The organism is Aeromonas sp. 3P (genome assembly GCF_051919745.1).
GTDB classification, from domain to species: Bacteria; Pseudomonadota; Gammaproteobacteria; order Enterobacterales; family Aeromonadaceae; genus Aeromonas; species Aeromonas veronii.
In genome coordinates this window covers 1-20306 of sequence record NZ_JBQBED010000001.1, presented here as the reverse complement: position 1 = coordinate 20306, position 20306 = coordinate 1, and the positions used below count along the sequence as shown (strand labels likewise).

At 50.8% G+C, this 20306-nt stretch carries 23 protein-coding genes and 1 pseudogene; 19 read left to right on the top strand and 5 right to left on the bottom strand.

What is annotated here, in order from left to right:
- Positions 1-89: 89 nt before the first annotated feature.
- Positions 90-980: pseudogene (locus ACTG19_RS00120) on the bottom strand (SEL1-like repeat protein); the annotation flags it as partial.
- A gap of 89 nt (positions 981-1069) precedes the next feature.
- Between ACTG19_RS00120 and ACTG19_RS00115 the strand changes: the two are divergent.
- Positions 1070-1987 carry an IS5-like element ISAs13 family transposase gene (locus ACTG19_RS00115; protein WP_043852269.1) on the top strand — a complete coding sequence of 306 codons (918 nt, stop codon included), beginning with the start codon at positions 1070-1072 and terminating at the stop codon, positions 1985-1987.
- 180 nt (positions 1988-2167) lie between these two features.
- Here ACTG19_RS00115 and ACTG19_RS00110 read toward each other — a convergent pair whose 3' ends face one another.
- From ACTG19_RS00110 to ACTG19_RS00095, 4 genes are all read right to left on the bottom strand, one after another.
- A complete protein-coding gene (locus tag ACTG19_RS00110; protein ID WP_227094741.1) occupies positions 2168-2569 on the bottom strand; it encodes an H-NS family histone-like protein in 402 nt (133 codons plus the stop codon).
- A gap of 630 nt (positions 2570-3199) precedes the next feature.
- The gene (locus tag ACTG19_RS00105) at positions 3200-3883 is read right to left on the bottom strand and encodes an inovirus Gp2 family protein (protein ID WP_227094740.1); all 684 of its coding nucleotides are present in this window, start codon (positions 3881-3883) and stop codon (positions 3200-3202) included.
- A gap of 510 nt (positions 3884-4393) precedes the next feature.
- Positions 4394-5947 (bottom strand): YfjI family protein, encoded by a 1554-nt coding sequence (locus tag ACTG19_RS00100; RefSeq protein WP_227094739.1) that lies wholly within the window; start codon positions 5945-5947, stop codon positions 4394-4396.
- Between the two features lie 134 nt (positions 5948-6081).
- A complete protein-coding gene (locus ACTG19_RS00095; protein ID WP_227094738.1) occupies positions 6082-6381 on the bottom strand; it encodes a helix-turn-helix transcriptional regulator in 300 nt (99 codons plus the stop codon).
- Positions 6382-6804: 423 nt separating this feature from the next.
- Between ACTG19_RS00095 and ACTG19_RS00090 the strand changes: the two genes are divergently transcribed.
- The 18 genes from ACTG19_RS00090 to ACTG19_RS00005 form a co-directional block, all read left to right on the top strand.
- A complete protein-coding gene (locus ACTG19_RS00090) occupies positions 6805-9597 on the top strand; it encodes a hypothetical protein (protein ID WP_227094737.1) in 2793 nt (930 codons plus the stop codon).
- A 746-nt stretch (positions 9598-10343) separates the two neighbouring features.
- Positions 10344-10892, top strand: a complete 549-nt coding sequence (locus tag ACTG19_RS00085; protein ID WP_231721767.1) for a recombinase family protein — start codon at positions 10344-10346, stop codon at positions 10890-10892.
- Positions 10893-10968: 76 nt separating this feature from the next.
- Positions 10969-11412: a hypothetical protein gene (locus ACTG19_RS00080; RefSeq protein ID WP_439988549.1), complete on the top strand. Its 444-nt coding sequence runs from the start codon at positions 10969-10971 to the stop codon at positions 11410-11412.
- 42 nt (positions 11413-11454) lie between these two features.
- Positions 11455-11898 carry an IrmA family protein gene (locus ACTG19_RS00075; protein WP_043123616.1) on the top strand — a complete coding sequence of 148 codons (444 nt, stop codon included), beginning with the start codon at positions 11455-11457 and terminating at the stop codon, positions 11896-11898.
- Positions 11899-11985: 87 nt separating this feature from the next.
- Positions 11986-12564, top strand: a complete 579-nt coding sequence (locus ACTG19_RS00070) for a hypothetical protein (RefSeq protein ID WP_439988548.1) — start codon at positions 11986-11988, stop codon at positions 12562-12564.
- A 19-nt stretch (positions 12565-12583) separates the two neighbouring features.
- A complete protein-coding gene (locus tag ACTG19_RS00065) occupies positions 12584-13009 on the top strand; it encodes a DUF2787 family protein (RefSeq protein ID WP_439988547.1) in 426 nt (141 codons plus the stop codon).
- Between the two features lie 9 nt (positions 13010-13018).
- Positions 13019-13321: a hypothetical protein gene (locus ACTG19_RS00060; protein WP_439988546.1), complete on the top strand. Its 303-nt coding sequence runs from the start codon at positions 13019-13021 to the stop codon at positions 13319-13321.
- Positions 13322-13409: 88 nt separating this feature from the next.
- Positions 13410-13907, top strand: coding sequence for a JAB domain-containing protein (locus ACTG19_RS00055; protein ID WP_439988545.1), 498 nt, complete (start codon positions 13410-13412; stop codon positions 13905-13907).
- On the top strand, positions 13904-14095 hold the full coding sequence (locus tag ACTG19_RS00050) for a hypothetical protein (RefSeq protein ID WP_064336606.1): 192 nt from the start codon (positions 13904-13906) through the stop codon (positions 14093-14095). The genes ACTG19_RS00055 and ACTG19_RS00050 overlap by 4 nt, the downstream gene beginning before the upstream one ends.
- 24 nt (positions 14096-14119) lie before the next feature.
- Positions 14120-14458 (top strand): hypothetical protein, encoded by a 339-nt coding sequence (locus ACTG19_RS00045; protein ID WP_439988544.1) that lies wholly within the window; start codon positions 14120-14122, stop codon positions 14456-14458.
- Between the two features lie 161 nt (positions 14459-14619).
- Positions 14620-15126 carry a hypothetical protein gene (locus ACTG19_RS00040; protein WP_439988543.1) on the top strand — a complete coding sequence of 169 codons (507 nt, stop codon included), beginning with the start codon at positions 14620-14622 and terminating at the stop codon, positions 15124-15126.
- Positions 15126-15341, top strand: a complete 216-nt coding sequence (locus ACTG19_RS00035) for a hypothetical protein (protein ID WP_042019084.1) — start codon at positions 15126-15128, stop codon at positions 15339-15341. The genes ACTG19_RS00040 and ACTG19_RS00035 overlap by 1 nt, the downstream gene beginning before the upstream one ends.
- Entirely contained in the window at positions 15338-15700 is a 363-nt protein-coding gene (locus ACTG19_RS00030) for a hypothetical protein (RefSeq protein ID WP_439988542.1), read from the top strand. Before ACTG19_RS00035 ends, ACTG19_RS00030 begins: the two co-directional genes overlap by 4 nt.
- Positions 15701-15714: 14 nt before the next feature.
- Positions 15715-16023, top strand: coding sequence for a type IV toxin-antitoxin system YeeU family antitoxin (locus tag ACTG19_RS00025; RefSeq protein WP_254127577.1), 309 nt, complete (start codon positions 15715-15717; stop codon positions 16021-16023).
- Between the two features lie 28 nt (positions 16024-16051).
- Positions 16052-16594, top strand: coding sequence for a hypothetical protein (locus tag ACTG19_RS00020; protein WP_439988541.1), 543 nt, complete (start codon positions 16052-16054; stop codon positions 16592-16594).
- Between the two features lies 1 nt (position 16595).
- The gene (locus tag ACTG19_RS00015; protein WP_439988540.1) at positions 16596-16937 is read left to right on the top strand and encodes a hypothetical protein; all 342 of its coding nucleotides are present in this window, start codon (positions 16596-16598) and stop codon (positions 16935-16937) included.
- Positions 16938-16967: 30 nt separating this feature from the next.
- Positions 16968-17159, top strand: a complete 192-nt coding sequence (locus tag ACTG19_RS00010) for a hypothetical protein (RefSeq protein WP_439988539.1) — start codon at positions 16968-16970, stop codon at positions 17157-17159.
- A 383-nt stretch (positions 17160-17542) separates the two neighbouring features.
- A partial coding sequence (locus ACTG19_RS00005) for a retention module-containing protein (protein ID WP_439988538.1) occupies positions 17543-20306 on the top strand: 2764 nt, incomplete at its 3' end.

The following is a 20306-nucleotide window of genomic DNA, read 5'->3' as shown; positions in this document are numbered from 1 at the left end:
ATGATGGAGACCTGGACTGGCCTGTGGCTGGTAATTTGCTAACTGAATAAGAGGGAAGCGGCCAAATAGCAGCTTCCCTCTATGCTTTTTTAGCTTTTCTTGGCCCTTGATGACATCTTGTCAAACCAGTGCTCGGACAGCTTCTGAGCCTGCTTTACTTCTGGTTTGGTCATCGTGGCCTCGAGTTCATCACGGGCCAGCACGGCTTCAGGCATCCCTTCTATCGCGGCCAGTGACAACCAGGCATAGGCATGCACCCGATTGCGCGGGGCCCCCAAGCCTTCCTCTCGTAGCGTCCCCATTCGGTATTGGGCTTGGCGGTCACCCTGCTGGGCCGCTAGGCGATACTGCTTGAAGGCCAGTGCGTAATCTTCTTTGCCGCCTTGTCCCAGACGCAGCATTTCACCGTAGGTGTACTGCGCGAGAATGTGCCCTTGTTGGGCTGCCTTGGCATAACTGGCTCTGGCCTGCTCCAGTTCACCTTGTTTATGCTGTAGCTCCGCCAGTTCGAACAATGCCTTTGGTACGCCACTGTCAGCAGCCTTCTCTAACCAATAGACCTGCTGCTTCTGGTCTACCTGCTGCAAGCTCAGTTGGTACTCTGCTTCATGGGAGCCGTGTCCTGCAGCCAGCTCCAGCCAGTAACGACCTAGAGAGGGGTCTTTGGGGATCTGCTCCCCAGCCAGATAAGCCTTGCCAAGCCAGAGTTCGGCTTCGGCAGAGCCAGCTGTAGCGGCTCTCTGATAGGCTGTGAACGCATTAGTGGGAGCGGCCTGCTTGGCTTGCTGTAGTAACGCATTCGGCTGCTGCTGAGCCGCAGCCTTGTCGTTCCAGCGCTGGGCGAGGTCTGATCGTTTGACTACCCCTTTACCTTGCGCATATCGCTCACCCAGCAGGTACTGGGCATCACGGTTACCCAGCTCTGCGGACCGTTCAAGCCACTTGATAGCGTCTGCATCTGCCCCCGGTTGGGTGCTGTACGGCGTTGTTGCCCAAATCGATGCAGCTTGAATGGAACTAACTGAGGACTTGGTGATCTGATCACCACCATCTCCTTCAAGTCTGCATCATGAGCACGTCGCTTCACCCCATCACCAACTGGCCTACATACAACAAATCTTTGATTAACCGTGGTTCACTCACCTTCTGGGTTGATGCCGAGGCCATGAACAACTGGTTTCACCACGGCCATCATGGGCGGCGGGGCCGCAGCCAACTATACACTGACCAGACCATCTGCACCTTCCTGATGCTCAAGGGGATTTTCAACCTCACTCTGCGGGCCACCCAGGGACTACTCGACTCCCTGTTCGAGTTGATGAACGTACCGCTTTGTGCCCCCGATTACAGCTGTGTCAGCAAGCGAGCACGCACGGTGGCGGTGGCTTATCGACAGCCCTCTAAGGGGCGCATCACTGACTTGGTTATCGATTCGACGGGCCTGAAGGTATTTGGTGAAGGCGAGTGGAAGGTCAGAAAACACGGCGCCGAGAAGCGGCGAGTGTGGCGCAAGTTGCATCTGGCGGTAGACCCGGTGACCCACGATATCGTGGCGGCGGAAGTCTCGCTGGAAAATGTCCATGATGCCGAGGTGTTGCCGACCTTGCTCAACCCACTGCGGCGCAAGCTGGGACGTGTTTATGCGGATGGCGCCTATGACAGCAAAGCCAGCCATCAGCTAATCTCGCGCAAAGGGGCGACAGCCTGTATCCCGCCTCGCAAGAACGCTGGGCTATGGGAAAAAGGACATCCAAGAAATGAGGCTGTGCTGGTGATGCGCAAGGAAGGGCTGGCGCACTGGAAGAAGATATCGGGGTATCACCGTCGCTCGCTGGCGGAAACGGCGATGTATCGGTTCAAGCAGTTGCTGGCGGGGAGAATCAGTCTGCGTAACTACAATGGCCAAGTGGGAGAAGTCATGGCGTATGTCAGTGCCATAAACAAACTGAATACCTTGGACCTACCTGTCAGGCAGCCCCGAGTGTAGCGGTAACCTGGTGCTGGGAAAGCCAGGACTTGCTGGCTTATTTGGGCAACAAGGCCTCATTAGAGCTAACCTCAGTCATGCGACAGAACAAGTTCGTAGCTATGAGGGCTGTCATGATTTGGGTCACTGAGCCGGTTAACAGAAAGGCCACACCGTAAGGGCATGGCCTTGTCTATTTAGTTAGATAAGGAATTCATCCAACAGGTGACCTTGCTCGAGCTGCTCAGCCAGGAACTTGGGGGTACGGCCTTGACCGGTCCAGGTTTTCTCTACACCATTTTCAACATAACGGTATTTTGGGGGACGAGGTGCTCTTTTAGCTTTAGCCGCAGTCGCTGCTGCTGGGGCACTGCCTACCAACTCAGTGGGGTCGATACCAGCTTGGGCCAACATCGCTTGGAATTCGGCCAGCTTTTGCTGATGCTCAGCTTGGGCGGCTTGTTCTTTTTCTGCCAGCTCCAATCTCTCCAGATAAATCAGCTCGATTTTCTCATGAGCTTCTTTGACTTGCTCTAGGGACAGCTCACGCAGTGCTGCTCGCAGACTGCGCACATTTAACGATACTTTAAGAAATTCACTCATGATTAAAATCTCTCTCGATAAGGGGATACCTGTCAGGTGCTATAAATAACCGTAATACAGGGAGTGTACATGTTTAACCAGAACGAACGGATGACCGATGGTAGCTCGTTGTGTTCGCAATGATACAAAAACAACTACAATAAAGATTACATTAATGTTCCTATTTAAAGCAACTGCTGTCTGTGATTTCTATCACCATCAATAGAACAGGATTTAACAATACCTTTGATATTAAAATTGAGAGAGAGCCACCTTCGCATAGCTACTCTCGTTATACAGCCATTGGCTATGCCTATTAAATCGCTTGTAATACTCATATAGCACATCCTGTTAATTATCTCCCTCATGTATCAACTTGCCCTTTGACGCGTGTATAGGGCCTCTGGTGAACGCTAGCAGCCTTTCCGAAGCAATACACAACCTAGACAGTGTTTCTTTAAATTCTGCGATATTATGTTATCGCATCTTAGCCATCTCGCTCACAAACTGTTGCATGCCCCCCCCATTAAGACATTAACAATATCTTCTGATACCCCATTGCCAGGAATCGAGTAATCATCTGGTAGCAGTTTTATATCTCCATCATCCAAGATACTCGTTCACTGTGAACAACATAATGGGTTTACACAGTTAATGCCCCAATGAGCGGACTTGGCTAGTACCGAAGTTCCGGTAGTCATCACTTATCTTGCCTTCCTGCTTGCTCAGATACGCAATACGAAATAAAAATCCTAAATAGTCGCTTCTCCTTAAGATTGCATCATCTCTCGTAAACCAGCAGTTGTGATTTTCAGGAAATTCGACCAAGTGTGTGTAATCACGGTAAGGGAGCGCTAATGCACTACACCAAGCCTTCTGAAGCCTGACACCCATGTTGTCAGCATCACTACGTTGATAATTGCCTAAAAAGGCATATACGTCTTTGTTAAAGAGCAATACGACGTGGTAATGACTGTGGACTGAGGTATCCCGTTCCCGGCACCAGATATAGGCTGGCAGCTCAGGTTCACCTCGCCGGTTATTGCGTATGTGGTCCGCTCGGAGTTGTTCTTTAAGTGATTCAAAAAAACGGGTAATCGCTCTTGGATCTGAACGCTGTTGGCAGAGCAGCGTATCAGGATCGTCAGGTGGGCTTTCGATAGCAAAACGCAGGTCTATACGTAACGCATAGACACGTGGATATCGAATAAGCATATCGTAAATGACATCCAGGCTACGAAATAAACAGCGACGATCAATGGAGCCATAATTGGCTTCACTTAGTGTCATCAATTTAGATAGCTCTGATAAATTCAATTTAATGTTATTCAACACGTTCATTGCTCCAATGTGTTATTAACCAGGCTAGTACTCCCTGAGCACTTGGCTCAGGGTAGTAGCTAGGTTTATGTTACTCACTAAGTCAGGCACTGTTAACACCAGTCCCTAGTAGTCTTGGATATTGCTAGGATACGACTCTAGATAGCACATGCATTTAATTTCCTTCAGGATATACACGCACTATCAATTGATATGCTCTCAATGGGTGTACGCCACCCATTGCCTGACTCTGTTGATGAGTACATGCTTGTATCAACAGGCATGTACTGTACCAGGTATGTATAAACTTGGTATCTGTACAGAATATGTGCAGTGTATTAGTTGGTGTATATACTGCATGCATATATTACCTATACCGGACATTTAAAACTGATATATAATGCCATGCAATTGACGCAAGCCTTGCTATATAAGGCCTTGTAAAATAAGGACTAACTGAATAGCCTACAAAACAAGCCTTAAATTATGTTATTTAAGTTGACACTTACAAACCCTACCAATTAGTTATTTCCAAAGTATTGGGTCTTTTGTTTTTCTTTCCTCTGACTCCTGATAAGAGACAAATTTAAACTCTGAATGCAATCCTCCTGAAAAAGAAGCTACTCTTGAATCTTCAAACTCGTTGCGTTGTTTAGCTTGGGTGTACTCAATCATCATCTTCCCTTCCTTTTTATAGTTTCGCACTCTGCCATCGAATTCCAGTTGCCTGAGCGCTTCATCACGGGACTTCGCATTTCTCAACGGATTAGGGCCCCGCTGCAATATGTCATTTTTCTCGATTGAAACGAGGTTGTTTTGATATACATGCTTATAAAGCCACTCATCTAATAATTTCGCATCACTTTTCACCCCGGCTTTATCACACGAACTCATTAACTGTATAAAATGGTCAAAATACCAATTGGCGATTTTATACCCAGCTTTGATTGAACCAATAGAGATGTCGGAATCACATCCATTAACAAAAACCTCAATCACTGCTGCCAACCTAACCGCCTGCTCGTGAAACTTTGATGCATAGTCACGGTATGCTTCCAGTTGCTCCCCAGCAGCGAGATGTTTTTCAAACGTCACGCACATGTGATTCCAATGCGCTAGCGCCTCCTTTGATAGCTTAATTGTAGTATGCGGCTGACGGTTTTTACGTCGTTCTATTCCTTGCTTCAGTAAGGTAGTGACACGCTCATGGAACCACGTCAGGTCTTCCTCCCCCAGCAAAGGCTCACTTGTTTGCAGACGCTTTCCCTGAGTTGACTCGCACGTAGCAATCAGGCACCTGGCAAGAAATCCACTATCACGCGCCACATCCCCATTTTTAGTTAAAAAACGTTCAAAGGCCTTTGGCTGGACCATTAGCGTGAGTCCAAGACGAGCATCACTAATGTTAATTCCTGGACCTACACCTTTCTCTTGAACAATACGCCCACCTGACCACAAACTGTTCAATAACGACGTCTCATTTAGAAAGTCCATTGTAAGAAGACGACCGGCTTCATCATTCATGATAGAAAATGACATATTTCCCATGCTTAGCTGCTGCTTGATTGCTGCTGTCGTGACATCATTCAGTATCAAATTAATATATGGTGGTTCTGTCGGCTTGCTATAATGAAGCTTTCTGATCATCTCCTCCACATGCTCAGTACTGTCCCCTTTCTTAATCGCATCCCTAAACATTTTATCTGCTGCTGATTCTTTTAAACGCCATATTTTCATTTCGCTAATGAATTTTTTATGCGCCTCTTCATACACTCTGCTCAATCTCGCTTGAATATCATGGATTGAAGACGTCAACAGATTAAACACAAATGTCTTGCGCTCACCCGAATCGGCAATAACAATAAAATACAGTGTCACCTGAAATTTCAGTCTCTCATTGACCTCGACAATAACCAAGTCTTGACATACCGCAGCCATAACGCTCAACATCAGAGGTATAATAAGGCTCTCATGTGCTTGGCTTATATCCTTTATGCTTTTGGCGGTGCCTTGCAAAAATGCAGGAAAGCTCTCTATGGGAAACTCACCTGGCGGCACGATTTTAATTTCACAAATCATTCACTCCCTCATTTAAACAATCAATGCTTTTATGATTAATGCAACCATCTATCAGGATGATGATAGCCAACAACTTAACAGCCATTTAATAATGGTTGTTTATACCGTTCAGTATGACGTTATATTTTTGCTGGCTACGACAAAGAGTGAAGCCATTCTTCAATATCTGCTAACAGCCATCCTATTGAGGCACCTCCCAAACGCAGTGGCGTGGGGAACCGCTTGTCATACCACCGGCTGCGTGGATTTATTTTGTTATAGATAGTAGAGCGACTAAGACCAAGCAACACCACTAAATCCTTAATGCGAATAATCTGAATAGGATAAGGTATTTTTGAAGCTGGCTTAGTTAACGTTGCATTATACCGAGTGTGATGATACTGAGCCTGCACAGCGTCATCGTTAATTAACTTGAGTTTCTTCGCATGTTCCATGTTTACCTCCACATCGATAGTGCTTGTCTGTGAAGCAATCATTTCATGCAATTCGCGATTATCGGTAACTATACAAAATATACGACCTACCATGTTTGATGCTGTGCAATGCCTTGTATTGATGTCAAAAACGACAAGCAAACCTCGTGCGACAATGAAAATTAAACTTTTATTTTCAATCGGTTAGCTTACACCACGACCTTCACATCAAGCCGTGCCCACGAGTGTGTTGGCTTAAACTTAACAAAATGCATACAGATACAAGTCAACCCTTAAAAAAACCAACTAGATCAAAAATTTAAATGTAACTTTGCATTAGAGGGAATTTTTTTCTGGTTTTGGCCAACTTGTTCCAATGATTGGTCGTAGGTAGGTGCCGTTTGCTTTATCGTATCGACTTGCTAAATGGAAGGAGAACGCACCATGGCATCACGACATCCCAATGCAACGACAACCCCCGAACAACGCAAGCTCATTCAAGACTCTACACTGATGACGTCTGAGCTGGCGAAGAAGTTGGGGGTTTCCGAGAGAACAGTAAGACGCTGGAGGCCCAGGACGACGACGGAGGATGCCTCACATACTCCGCACAGTCTTCCAACAACGCTCACAGAAGAGCAGCAGTGGTTTCTGATTGCGATACACAAAATGCTTCGCCTGACGCTTGATGATCTCTTGTATGTCGCGAGAACCTTCGTCCTATCAACGACATCTCGTTCTACCCTGTACCGCTGCCTAGCGCGTGGCGGGGAGACCAGTATCACCGATCCGTTCTCTCAATACGTCCAGGCAAAGGGCAAATCGCGACGACATCTCAACAAGCCAGGCATCGTTGAGATAAAGGTCAGGCGTCTACCCGATATGCCGAGGGGCACTGGGCATCATTACGTGTTGGTCGCACAAGATAGCGCATCTCACTGGGCTTATATCGAGATACAAAAATACAATAATGCCGCTAACGTGATGTCGTTTTTGAAGAACGTGAAGGCACATTTTCCGTTTCATATCCGGGTGCTGCTTGTCGAACAACACCTTCGCGTATTAAATAAATATTCTCTGTCAAAGGAAGCCGGCCTTATCAGTGCCCCGACCGAAATCTGCGATGTGTTAGCACTGCCACATCTTGAATTGATGCTAATCAATAATGAGCGATGTACAGATAGTGACAAGCTCTTTCGAGATAGCGACTTATTGACAAATAAAACTCCATCAGTGGTGCTTTGGCACGTTCTTAAAATACAGCTAGAACGCTTTACATATTGGTATAACCATCGCATACCTCAACGTGCCATAAAAAATCTTACACCTTTTACACGTCTACAAGCACATTATAAAACTGCCCCTAAGCTATTCATTAGAGAGCCATTGCAACCTTTTGTACAGACGCATTTTTTAAAGAGTTTTATATATGATATTTTTTACTCATTGAAACTAATCAATGAGAATTCGAACCCAGATGGTATAAAGCAGACCAGAAAGGGGCATTTTAAAAACACTAATGACTTTAAGGCACACCAGGATATGTTTGGCACTTACATGCCTTTGCTTATCGATCTAATAAGTGGCACAACCAACGATTTTACGCCCTTTCGTTATAGTGTACTGGAGCATCTATATTTAGAAGTTTCATCTATCCCTATCATCACATTAAAGTCCAAAGAGGATGTAAAGGATTGCTATGCCAAGCATGTGTTAATGCCGATAATCGCCATTATCATTCACAAAGAAAGCACTATCGAACGCGCTGAGTCGTTTTTTTATCACATTCACAAAATGATTGAATCGAATTTTGAAGGTGAAACACTCAGCTCTGATAACTTGCATGTAAGGATAAAGCTTTACTTAAGGCAGTACATTCAGCATTTGGATTTAAATGAAAGCAATATCGCCAAGGAAATAGAAAGAAACATCAAGAATATTGGCCCTGGCAAAATGCAAACAGCTGATGCCATTCGTGACATGTTTGAATTTAAGAATGAATGTGTAGAGTCAGCGAAATTGCTAAAACTAAACACGGCATATCTCGCTATGTCACTTTTGTCTAGGCTTGAAAGCAAGTCAATTCATTTAGAAACACTTGTTCACTGTTATCATAAGCTGTTATCTAAGGATGAAGAAATGCTTTGTCTGCAATATCATCTACAAAATCTTTTCTTCCTGCCAAATTTGACGGGGGACCTTGGCATTGATCACATCAATAGGTTTGGTGAAAATAACTTAAAGCGCCAGTTTGCACCACTGATTAATCTTCTTCACACACCAGTCAGACGTGAGTTGTCAGTAGAAGCTATGCAGGGAAGTGAACATCTAATAAATCAGCTAAAAGATCTCGTTTCCAGCCCACACCAATCTTCTTTTGATATCTATGACCGAACTATTTTTAAACCTATCACTGATATAGATCAACAGGATTGGGCTCATCGGACTCTTTTTATTCCCTATGCCTATCTTATCAAGATTATCAACTGCATTCAGGATGAAAAGTTAGATGATGCTTACGCATTAGCTGATGATGCGCCATATGGTGCATGTGAACAATTTAGTTTTCTTGCCTATGCCTTTTCGATGCTTTACGTTGGATTGCATTTTCGCTTAAAGAAAGGAAAGTTAAGTAACAGTAAGTTGACTATCTTGTCTCATTACATCATAGCAGGGCAGGGACTTATTACTACATGCCAAAAAAGCCCTATTGCAATAAGCCAGCTCATAAATGGAACGCTCACTAGTGAGCCACGCAATGCCTTAATATCTTCCCCTAACAACATCTCAATCATACGTGCCATTTATGCCTACAATCAGCTAACATTAAAATTGACCTGTACCTCCAAGAAAGGTTATGGGACCGAACCCATACCACAAGCAATATACGGTATGTTAGACAGGTTATATCATGTTAGCGCTACGTTGACGGCTGAATTAAACAATATATCACCAGATGCTTCACCAGAACAACGCGCAGAAATATTCATGAACCGTACAACGCTGACAGAAGATGACCTTCATGGTGATCTTATTCCCTTCCTCAAGGATTCATCCTTCATTTACTGTATGTCAGAAAATTTGTTTTTAATTGAACATCTATGCGGACCTTCGATGGCGCCTAATGACATCTTGGCTATTTCCCAATTTGCATCTCAACAACAGAATATGGCACGCTTGTATGACCACCTGCGCTCTAAGGCTCGGGACAGCATCCTCGGTGTCACCGTAAACTGACCGTATGGTGACCTACCGTCCCCGTAAGACACTGCTATTTTTGCTATTTGTAGCAAAAATAGCAGTGTCTTAAGACCAAAAAAAGCCCTGCAGCCTATTGACTGTTTCTTCATTTCATGAGTGTGGGGGAGGTGTTGAATTGCTGTTCCTTGCTCATAGCTGGCTCTAAATTTTCACGCGCTTTTGACCCTAAATAGTTGGTGTTTCTCCCCCCTCCTATTATAAAAAATTTGAGATATATGTTATCTCCATGAACCTAACCAAGGGACTACTCTATCAGTCCAATTTTCATTGGAGATATTTCATGACTTATTTCATTGACTCCGTGGCCTATATCGGCCAACCACCCAGGCATAGCCTCGGTAATTATCCCCCTCCTAACGCCGTTGCTCTATATGTGGTTGCAGGCAGCCGGTGGCTTTGAACTGGAGACAGCTGGGTTGCTCAAGGGCGGTCGAAATTATAGGTACTGGCCTTACCAACCAAGACCCGATATTCCAAGGCAGGGATAAGGTGAAGTCCTATCTTCTGTTGTGGTAGAACGCTCTGCGCCCCAGTACAGCTCAATCAGACAACCGGTTTCTTATTTAAACAACTGGTGTGATTCAATAGATCAAGCCCTAGTGACACTCACGAAATCGGCACTCATTTCATCTATTCCCCCCCATTTTCTGGTCATTAAGGTCTCTTCGAGACTTTTGACCATGGGGGTCAGTGTACCTTGCCCTATTGACCGGGAGGAGACCATGGCACTGGTAGGTTACGCACGTGTTAGTACGGGAGGTCAGAGCCTTGAAGTCCAGCTTCGAGCACTGGCTGAATGCAATAAAGTTTTCCAGGAGAAGGTTAGCGGTGCCAGTGATGATAGGCCACAGCTTACTCTCCTCTTGGATTATGTGAAGGAAGGAGACGTGGTGATGGTTACCAAGCTGGATCGTCTGGCTCGTAATACTCGTCACCTATTGGAGATATCAGAATTTCTACAACATAAGCAAGTTGCATTACGGATATTGAATCTGGGGATCGATACCTCAACGCCTACTGGCAAGTTAATGCTAACCATGATCGGTGCTATCGCAACATTCGAACGAGAGTTGATGTTGGAGCGGCAAGCTGAAGGAATTGAGTTAGCCAAGCGACGAGGTGTTTATAAAGGCCGTAAGCCTACCGCAATGGCAAAAGGTAATGAAGTTCTTGCATTGGTTGCCAAAGGGTTACCCAGAGCTGAAATTGCCAAACGCACGGGGATCAGTATCTCCAGTGTGCAACGCATTCTCAGATCTCAGAGCAACTGAAAAGTAGTGTGGTTTACCGTTTCTGACGATAGCCATACACATCTATTTGATCATAGTTATTCAGTGAGATAAAAAAATGAAAAAGCTGACATTCTGCTTACTACTAACTCTTATGTCTGGAAGTCAATCAATACAGGCGGCGGAGCCATTCACAGGCTTTCTGCCTGCACTAGTGCAGGACAAAACAGGAAAACCATTTTGGTGCAACGCACATTTAAATTTAAACAGAAAATGCATCGCAACTGAAATCAGCAATCTTTCAATGGTCATTGTTCGCAGTCAGCCATTCGGTGACTGTGAAGCTGGCATGTGGGGCTGGATCTCCACAGCTGGCTCTCCACACAAAATTGCCATTGGTTATACAATTACACCCGATGAAAAATTCAATATTTCACTGAAAGATATGTGTCGTCCAGGTACTGTTGTCAAATTTCAACCAAACAAGAAGTATAAAAATGAGGAAGACCTAGTTGGTTTTTACAATGGCAAAGAAATATTCAGATATCTGGGGCGTAAATAACCAGATGCTTTTAAGATATGAGTAAATGCTACGAGGGTTTTTATGAAAGACATACATCGGTATTTATTGGCCTCGACTCTGATATTTTCGGCCCTAGCCTGCAATGCGCAAGAGCAACGCTACCTCGCTATCCAGCACACTGACACCGTTTACGCAAACCAAGGCGTCTGTGCGTATCACTTCTCTTTGGATAGTGGCGGGGCAGACGAGTTTGGTCATTTGTATATCACGCTGCAATTCAATGACAAGAAGGGCAAAGCACTGGCCGAATCAACACTAGAAGTGGAACCTTTCGGCGGGAGCTCAGCCACACGCTATGGCGGTGGTTTTACTGAAGTGGATTGCGGACAGGTTGAGCAAGCCAAGTCTATCGCCATTATTCAGGCGACCGAAGTCTTTGCTCATAACCAAGTTACCCGGCTCCCAATCTCCACCTTCACACCCGAGTTTCATCAACCACTGAAGATCACCGTAGGCGGCAAGTAGTCCGCTCAGGAAAAACAAAGCCAAAGGGCGTCACCATCACGGTGACGCCCTTTTTCATTTCCAACCCTTGATGAGGATCATCACCCCATGTCACGACATTTCATTATCGGCGATCACTTGGTTACATCACAGCCTGAAGGCCACCATCACGGACTCTTTGTTGGCCATGACCTGGTCATTCACTGTCGACTATCCCCTTCCGGAGAGCACTCAGGCCAACTGGCGTTGACCTCGCTGGCTGAATTCAGCCAGAACAACGCTATTGAGGTCTGGCCCCATGTCCAACGCCTGTTCTGTCGAGAGGAGAGCCTGACGCGGGCCTACGCACGGCTCAATGAAGGTGAACAAGGCCAGCCATTTGCCACTAGCGAACAATTTGTTACCTGGTGCATTGAAGGGGTTCAGCATCCCCCGAAGCTGCTGCAGACCGCGGTAGCAACGGTAGTGGCAGCCGAAGTGGCCCGCAATACGCTGGGCAAGGCGGCCACCAGTGCAACCGCAGGGCTTGCTGCCAGTACGCTAGCCACAACTGCTGGCGGTAGTGGGGCTGCAGCGACGGTAGTGTCGATCACCGGCATTGCTTCAGCCCCGCTGTTAGCGCCTCTTGCAGTAGGCGCCGTTGCTGCCTATGGCGTCAGCAAACTCTGGGATTGGTTCAAAGACTGAATCTATACGAGGAGACATCGTGACAATTCCTTTTCACCGGGATGGCGTTAGCCTGTTTGTGACAGAGCCACTGCTGGTACTACTCAACCAGGAAGCCGTGAAATATGACTTCGACCTTGAACAACTCACCCGGCTTACTTTTAGCTTTCGCAACCCTGACTATCAACCTCAAAGTGGTGGGGTCCATCCGGTCGAAATCCAGCTGATACGTGGTCTTGATGGTTGGCTATTCGACTACGTCACTGATTTTAGCTACCAAGGCTTGGGACAAGATACCGAGCTCTGCAAAGAACTCGACTTCAACTTCCTGGATAACGAGCACTACCTGCAAGGCTGGGGACCGCTCCCCATGGCGGATGCCCAAGAGTTATTCAACATGTGGCAGAACAGTTTTCTTGCCTACGCCCAGCTGGGCTTTTTTACCGTCACCGTCAGTGGTGACTGAGGAGGCCTGATGCCCAAGCAACCGATAGCCGTTGAGTTGGAGGCCATCAATCGAGAGGGAGAGACACAGGTAGTACGTGACAGCGGCCTGACCGTACAGGGCTACAGCGTCTACCTGCGGGCCGTCGAAGCCAGCAGACTGGCCCTGGCCACCTGGGTCGCTGACTACGACACCATAGGACCGGCTTACCAACTGGCGGAACGGCTGAGTGTGGCGCTCGCTATCCCGCTCACCGTGCTGGTCCCCGAATCGCTGGTGCCAGTGAAGAGTGAGCCCACAGCCATGGCAGCCCCCATCACGACGGCCAACTGAACTACCCTCAAAGTGAACCAACAACACCTCTGCACTTAGCCCCGGTATGCCTCGCGCTGCCGGGGTCTTTCTTTTTCAGGAGACCACCATGCGTTACCACAAACTCAAAGCCGGGGAATGCCCCGGCACTTATGTCGTCACTGAACCGGTGACCGAGCAAGACCTGCTTCGCATCGCCAACCAGATTGCCCGCAAACGCCTGGCCAAAGGCACTGCCATTACCAGTACTACAGAGGCCGCAGAGCGACTGCAAACCCTGCTGCAGGACCGGGAGCATGAAGTGTTTGGTGCACTGTTCCTCGACTCCCAGCATCGCGTGCAGGCCTTTGAGGAACTGTTTCGCGGCACCCTCGACAGTGCCAGCATCTACCCTCGAGAAGTGGTCAAGCGGGCCATACTGCTTTGCAGTGCCTCGATTATCGCGGTGCACAATCACCCCAGCGGTTACCCCGAGCCCAGCCATTCTGACCGGGTCTTTACCCAAGCCCTCAAAGAGGCCTTGGCGCTGGTCGATGTGCGATTACTCGACCATCTGGTGGTCGGGGCTGAGGGCATAGTCTCGATGGCCGAAAGAGGCCAGCTATGAACCAGACCCAAGGTAAGTCACACCTCACTGCCCTCGATATCCTCCTCGAGCTGCGCTGCTGGCTTGAAGATAACGTTCAGATGCAGGCCGAGCCCGCTATCGTCGCTCATCTGCCCAATGGCTACCTGCTCACCCAAGCCGACTGCATCGAGGCCATTGACACACTGCTCCACCAACTACGCCATTAGTCGCGCTAAGAAGGAACAAACGCCATGCGATTACCTAATCCTTATTCCCTGGAGGAAACCCTCGAGAAGCTGCGCCATCGTCTGGCAGCCGCCTACAACGAAGATGCGCTGACGTTGCTGGAGAAGGCCGTCACCAAGACTCGTGATGACCGGAGTTATGCCAAGCAGTTTGAAGAGACCTTGCTGCACGGTTCTACCGTTGAGATACGCGAGTGCCTCAGTTGCTTTGGCGGCTACTTCGAACGCTCCCGAGACGCACCGCCCTATTACCCGCATCACGATGCCGTCAACTGCATTGATTGTGCGCTCTACGCCATCCTGTTCGATGCGGCTTACCCCGACACACGCCAAGATCACCAATAACGAACCGTCGATCGCCCAATCACATGTCGATCACGTTTCCACCCGATCACCCGAATAATCAAACCAGGATCATCAGGTCCCACACCATGATCCGGATATCCCGACATTACCCCAAGACCACCTCACCGAAGGTGGCCTTTTGCATTTCAAGGAGTCACCCCATGTCTGCCTTCATGATCGATCGCAAGGACTACCTGGCCTTTGCCGTACAGTTACACCGTTTTTGCAATGCCCCCATGCCACCGCACTACACCCTTGAGCTGCTGCGCTCCCTCTGGTGGAACTCACCAATGGATGTCACCAGTATCTGGACGTGGCGGGTAGACCGGCTGGTACGGCTGATGATGCTCGCCAATCGGCGGGCAGTCTGGCATCGCTATCAGTTAGGACGCCAGCAAGACCAGAAGGAACCACGCCAGCGTGGCTCAACCAAACTGGGACCGCTTAAACCTGCCCACCGTTACCACCAGGCACCACTCAACGATGCCGCACTGGTAGCCCTCTACAAATTCACCTGCTGCGCCCTGTACCAATCGAGTGAATGGAGCGGGAGCCATGAACAGGCACCTCGGCTTGTGAAGGTACTACAGCAGTTGCAACAGGCTCTCGCGCAAGACGTGCTGACCCGGCTGTCACTGTGGGAGCAAGCCCCTTGGGGAGAGATGTGATGAACCTTTCCATCATCCTGACGGTGACAAGCTCACCACCGAGCTCAACTGCCCATATAGCCCAGCGTATCGCCGATGACATGGCACACCTGCATCACCGTCTAGGGGATGGGGTCAGTGATGAACTGGGAATCAGCATCAGTTACCTAGTCGAACAGTTTGCGCTGCTGGCAGCGGCTTACCGTTCACCTGCAGAAAGGGAGAAACACCCATGATCGAATTCAACGATAGCTTCACTCAGGTCGCAGTAGCTCAGGCAATGAGCGCACATGGCGATTTGCATCGGCTCATTACCTATCAGCTCACCTTCCCGAAGTGGGCACACGACTATGACGAGATCGGCAAGCGCACTGGCCCCGACAAGATCAAGCCCGTGCCAACGATGCACAAGACCTCGCTGTTCGTGAGTCCACTGGACATGGTGGACAACCTGCCCCGCGAGATTAACTTTGCGTGGTGGGAGCGTGAGTGCAACGACCTCGGCTATCCCGTTGGGGAGTGGAGACGCACCATTGTGGGTGCCTACGTCAACCACGGCACCAACGACAACCCAAACTGGAGCAGCCACACATGAGCATCTTCGAGCACATGACATGGGGACTGGGCACCCCGAACCTGCCCAAGCTGGGGGCTCGAGCCATTTTGCAACGTGGTTATATTGATTTCCTGGGCGACCGTGCCGGTATGTACGGCGAGCCAGACGAGGCGTGGCGGGCCGAGTGCGACACGGTGCTGCCGCACTTCCTGCGTGAGTTAACCAAGATGGCCAAGGCATACCAGATATGCACCGACATGGACGAGGTGTTTCGCCTTGAACACAAGGGCTGGGTGTGTGAAGCCAGTCCGAGGCGCAGCTACGGCTACCTCTACCTCGACATCTACCACCCCGCTAGTTAGCGGGGTGTTTGTTTCAAGGATAAATATCATGAACAAGTTCTATCACGTGGGCACACTGGCCCGCCGTGAAGTCACCGCCCTGCTGCACACGCTGACGCACAATGCAGCCGCCAATGCCGAGGGGATCCTCAACTACGTGGGCAGCAAGCTGAACCCCTACGACCCGCGTAAAGAGAAGACCAAGGCACGGCACACATTGCGCCGGGTCAAGAAGGCTCTGAAGGTAGGGCGTATCCCGCTTGAGCTCACCGTGACGGGTTGCCGCATCGACCGTGGCAGCCATCAGGCAGACCGCTACTACTACGACCGCACGCTGCTGGCTCAAGGTTGGCAGCAATACGACACAGAGGAAGATGCTTGGTACTTCGGCATCTGGATTCACACAGAGAAGCTGGAGACTTTTACCTACGCCGAGGGGGATACCAGTCATGTGATTGCGCCAAACGTAGAAGCGTTTCGTGCTGAATTGGCGCGGCTATACCAGTACCACCCACAGGCCCCTGCGTTTATCAGCATCGACCCGGAAGCTGGCGTGGTGGCCCACCACTTTGAAGCCAAGCCGGAGGTGTGAGATGGCAAAAAACATCACCATCAAGGTACCCGGCAAACATCCGCAAACCGGCGTGCTCTCCACCTTTGAGCAGAAGGGACAACGTATTGATATCAGCATCGGCGGGCAAGCCGTGCCTTTCCTCATTCACGGGAGGGGCATCGGTACGTCGCTCACCCACATCCCCAGTGGCTATCGCATCGCGTTGCTCGGAGGTTGGCTGACCGCACGTTACTCAGTACCGGAGAACAAGCCCAGCAGAACGGCCTGCGCCCAGATGGTCATAGACCGGCTAGTGGCCCAGTACGGCTCACTGCACCTGCTGGACCGACTCAATTGCAAGCCGGTTATCAATCGGCTGTAACGCACCGCCCAGACAACAAGGAACGACACAATGACCCCTCTCCTCCCCACAACACCCGCCCTGCAGGTCGGCTATCCGGTGATGAAAATGCTGGATGTCGCCATGAGCACCATCGTGGGCGATTACGATGACGCAGACTTGGTGCCGAAATGGCAATGGGTCAAGCGTATGGCCTCCCATGAACATGTCGGCCTCCTCGATCCCCCGATAGACCAGAAATGACCATAACTTCACATCTTTAGTCGTAGTTTCTCAATAGGGTCCTGCGGGGGGCGAAATCCCTTCAGATCACATTTTGATGAATTCCATGCTAATTACATTGGTATTGAATTATAAGAATCGTCATCATAAAAACGTTTCGTTGTATTTGTGATGTTAAATGAGATCAAGGAGAGACTATGAGCCTAGCTAGCGTAACTTTGGATCAAGACCTTACAGTTACCCAACTAACTAATTTTATTGTTTTTTAAACACCCTTCGTTTTCGGCGCGAATCCAAGCTTCATTTCGGTCTGTCCGTTCGATTTTTCTCACTGGTATCTGGTCAGACTTGTAGGTACATTGGAGACTGGAAATCTATGCCCATTGATATTTAAGGAAAAAACTATGAGCAGCAAGAGCATCGTACTGGATCAAGATGTCGTTGTGACCCAATTGCAAGGCAAAGTCTACCTGGTTGCCGATGATGGGAGCCGCACGCTTCTTTCTGAAGGCGATGTGCTGCCCAAGGATGCGGTATTGCTCGCGCCTGAGGGGGCCACTTTCCAGAGAGGAGAGACCACCTTTACCCTGAGCCCGAGCAATACTCCCGAGTCGGAGGAACCCCAACCGGCGCAGGCGAATGAGCCTGACGACATTGCCGCCCTGCAGCAGGCGATCCTGGCGGGGACGGACCCGACCCAGGCATTTGAAGCGGCTGCTGCGGGCGGGGCACTCGCTGCGGACAACATAGGCGGCGTTGCTGGGGCCAGTGGCAACGGCGGCTTCGTCACCATCGACAGAACCGGCGATTCGACCATCTCCACCGCCGGCTTTGATACCGCCAATCCGGATAATCCCGCGCCACTGGCCGAGGTACTGGACGATGAGGATGAACTCCTCGATCTCACTGCACCCACCATCACAGTGTCCGCGCCGGACAACATCAACGACAACACCCCGACCCTCACAGGGACCACGGACGCCGCTCCCGGCAGCACTGTGACCCTGGTGGTGACCGACGCCAATGGCAATCAGCAGACCCTGACAACCACGGTCAATCCAGATGGCAGCTTCAGTGTGGATGTGGTGACCCCTCTGCCGGATGGCGGCTATGACGTGACCGCCAGCGTGACCAGCACCGATACGCCGGCAATACCGCCACCGCCACCGACGATGGCCGTCGACACCGCGGCGCCGGAGCTCACCATCACCCTCGATGCCAACATCACCGACGACGACGTCATCAACGCCGCCGAGGCGAAAGTGAACATCCCGGTGAGCGGCACCGTGAGGGGCGAGTTCAACGAGGGCGACACCGTCACCCTGACCGTCAACAACGTCAAATACACAGGCCAGGTGGATGCGGCTGGCCGCTTCACCATCCTGGTGGCGGGCAGCGACCTGGCGGCCGACAGCGACAAGACCATCGACGCCAGCGTGACCAGCACCGATACGGCCGGTAACAGCACCACCGTGACCGACAGCGAAGACTACGGGGTCGACACCGCGGCGCCGGAGCTCACCATCACCCTCGATGCCAACATCACCGACGACGACGTCATCAACGCCGCCGAGGCGAAAGTGAACATCCCGGTGAGCGGCACCGTGAGGGGCGAGTTCAACGAGGGCGACACCGTCACCCTGACCGTCAACAACGTCAAATACACAGGCCAGGTGGATGCGGCTGGCCGCTTCACCATCCTGGTGGCGGGCAGCGACCTGGCGGCCGACAGCGACAAGACCATCGACGCCAGCGTGACCAGCACCGATACGGCCGGTAACAGCACCACCGTGACCGACAGCGAAGACTACGGGGTCGACACCGCGGCGCCGGAGCTCACCATCACCCTCGATGCCAACATCACCGACGACGACGTCATCAACGCCGCCGAGGCGAAAGTGAACATCCCGGTGAGCGGCACCGTGAGGGGCGAGTTCAACGAGGGCGACACCGTCACCCTGACCGTCAACAACGTCAAATACACAGGCCAGGTGGATGCGGCTGGCCGCTTCACCATCCTGGTGGCGGGCAGCGACCTGGCGGCCGACAGCGACAAGACCATCGACGCCAGCGTGACCAGCACCGATACGGCCGGTAACAGCACCACCGTGACCGACAGCGAAGACTACGGGGTCGACACCGCGGCGCCGGAGCTCACCATCACCCTCGATGCCAACATCACCGACGACGACGTCATCAACGCCGCCGAGGCGAAAGTGAACATCCCGGTGAGCGGCACCGTGAGGGGCGAGTTCAACGAGGGCGACACCGTCACCCTGACCGTCAACAACGTCAAATACACAGGCCAGGTGGATGCGGCTGGCCGCTTCACCATCCTGGTGGCGGGCAGCGACCTGGCGGCCGACAGCGACAAGACCATCGACGCCAGCGTGACCAGCACCGATACGGCCGGTAACAGCACCACCGTGACCGACAGCGAAGACTACGGGGTCGACACCGCGGCGCCGGAGCTCACCATCACCCTCGATGCCAACATCACCGACGACGACGTCATCAACGCCGCCGAGGCGAAAGTGAACATCCCGGTGAGCGGCACCGTGAGGGGCGAGTTCAACGAGGGCGACACCGTCACCCTGACCGTCAACAACGTCAAATACACAGGCCAGGTGGATGCGGCTGGCCGCTTCACCATCCTGGTGGCGGGCAGCGACCTGGCGGCCGACAGCGACAAGACCATCGACGCCAGCGTGACCAGCACCGATACGGCCGGTAACAGCACCACCGTGACCGACAGCGAAGACTACGGGGTCGACACCGCGGCGCCGGAGCTCACCATCACCCTCGATGCCAACATCACCGACGACGACGTCATCAACGCCGCCGAGGCGAAAGTGAACATCCCGGTGAGCGGCACCGTGAGGGGCGAGTTCAACGAGGGCGACACCGTCACCCTGACCGTCAACAACGTCAAATACACAGGCCAGGTGGATGCGGCTGGCCGCTTCACCATCCTGGTGGCGGGCAGCGACCTGGCGGCCGACAGCGACAAGACCATCGACGCCAGCGTGACCAGCACCGATACGGCCGGTAACAGCACCACCGTGACCGACAGCGAAGACTACGGGGTCGACACCGCGGCGCCGGAGCTCACCATCACCCTCGATGCCAACATCACCGACGACGACGTCATCAACGCCGCCGAGGCGA

What these genes read in the sequence shown, in the direction of transcription:
- ACTG19_RS00075 (WP_043123616.1), top strand. Translation starts at nt 11,455, where the DNA reads ATGAAAGACATACATCGGTATTTATTGGCCTCGACTCTGATATTTTCG.
- ACTG19_RS00115 (WP_043852269.1), top strand. Translation starts at nt 1,070, where the DNA reads ATGAGCACGTCGCTTCACCCCATCACCAACTGGCCTACATACAACAAA.
- ACTG19_RS00020 (WP_439988541.1), top strand. Translation starts at nt 16,052, where the DNA reads ATGAACAAGTTCTATCACGTGGGCACACTGGCCCGCCGTGAAGTCACC.
- ACTG19_RS00045 (WP_439988544.1), top strand. Translation starts at nt 14,120, where the DNA reads ATGCGATTACCTAATCCTTATTCCCTGGAGGAAACCCTCGAGAAGCTG.
- ACTG19_RS00040 (WP_439988543.1), top strand. Translation starts at nt 14,620, where the DNA reads ATGTCTGCCTTCATGATCGATCGCAAGGACTACCTGGCCTTTGCCGTA.
- ACTG19_RS00085 (WP_231721767.1), top strand. Translation starts at nt 10,344, where the DNA reads ATGGCACTGGTAGGTTACGCACGTGTTAGTACGGGAGGTCAGAGCCTT.
- ACTG19_RS00080 (WP_439988549.1), top strand. Translation starts at nt 10,969, where the DNA reads ATGAAAAAGCTGACATTCTGCTTACTACTAACTCTTATGTCTGGAAGT.
- ACTG19_RS00095 (WP_227094738.1), bottom strand. Translation starts at nt 6,381, where the DNA reads ATGGAACATGCGAAGAAACTCAAGTTAATTAACGATGACGCTGTGCAG.
- ACTG19_RS00025 (WP_254127577.1), top strand. Translation starts at nt 15,715, where the DNA reads ATGACATGGGGACTGGGCACCCCGAACCTGCCCAAGCTGGGGGCTCGA.
- ACTG19_RS00070 (WP_439988548.1), top strand. Translation starts at nt 11,986, where the DNA reads ATGTCACGACATTTCATTATCGGCGATCACTTGGTTACATCACAGCCT.
- ACTG19_RS00100 (WP_227094739.1), bottom strand. Translation starts at nt 5,947, where the DNA reads ATGATTTGTGAAATTAAAATCGTGCCGCCAGGTGAGTTTCCCATAGAG.
- ACTG19_RS00035 (WP_042019084.1), top strand. Translation starts at nt 15,126, where the DNA reads ATGAACCTTTCCATCATCCTGACGGTGACAAGCTCACCACCGAGCTCA.
- ACTG19_RS00050 (WP_064336606.1), top strand. Translation starts at nt 13,904, where the DNA reads ATGAACCAGACCCAAGGTAAGTCACACCTCACTGCCCTCGATATCCTC.
- ACTG19_RS00055 (WP_439988545.1), top strand. Translation starts at nt 13,410, where the DNA reads ATGCGTTACCACAAACTCAAAGCCGGGGAATGCCCCGGCACTTATGTC.
- ACTG19_RS00060 (WP_439988546.1), top strand. Translation starts at nt 13,019, where the DNA reads ATGCCCAAGCAACCGATAGCCGTTGAGTTGGAGGCCATCAATCGAGAG.
- ACTG19_RS00010 (WP_439988539.1), top strand. Translation starts at nt 16,968, where the DNA reads ATGACCCCTCTCCTCCCCACAACACCCGCCCTGCAGGTCGGCTATCCG.
- ACTG19_RS00110 (WP_227094741.1), bottom strand. Translation starts at nt 2,569, where the DNA reads ATGAGTGAATTTCTTAAAGTATCGTTAAATGTGCGCAGTCTGCGAGCA.
- ACTG19_RS00015 (WP_439988540.1), top strand. Translation starts at nt 16,596, where the DNA reads ATGGCAAAAAACATCACCATCAAGGTACCCGGCAAACATCCGCAAACC.
- ACTG19_RS00090 (WP_227094737.1), top strand. Translation starts at nt 6,805, where the DNA reads ATGGCATCACGACATCCCAATGCAACGACAACCCCCGAACAACGCAAG.
- ACTG19_RS00030 (WP_439988542.1), top strand. Translation starts at nt 15,338, where the DNA reads ATGATCGAATTCAACGATAGCTTCACTCAGGTCGCAGTAGCTCAGGCA.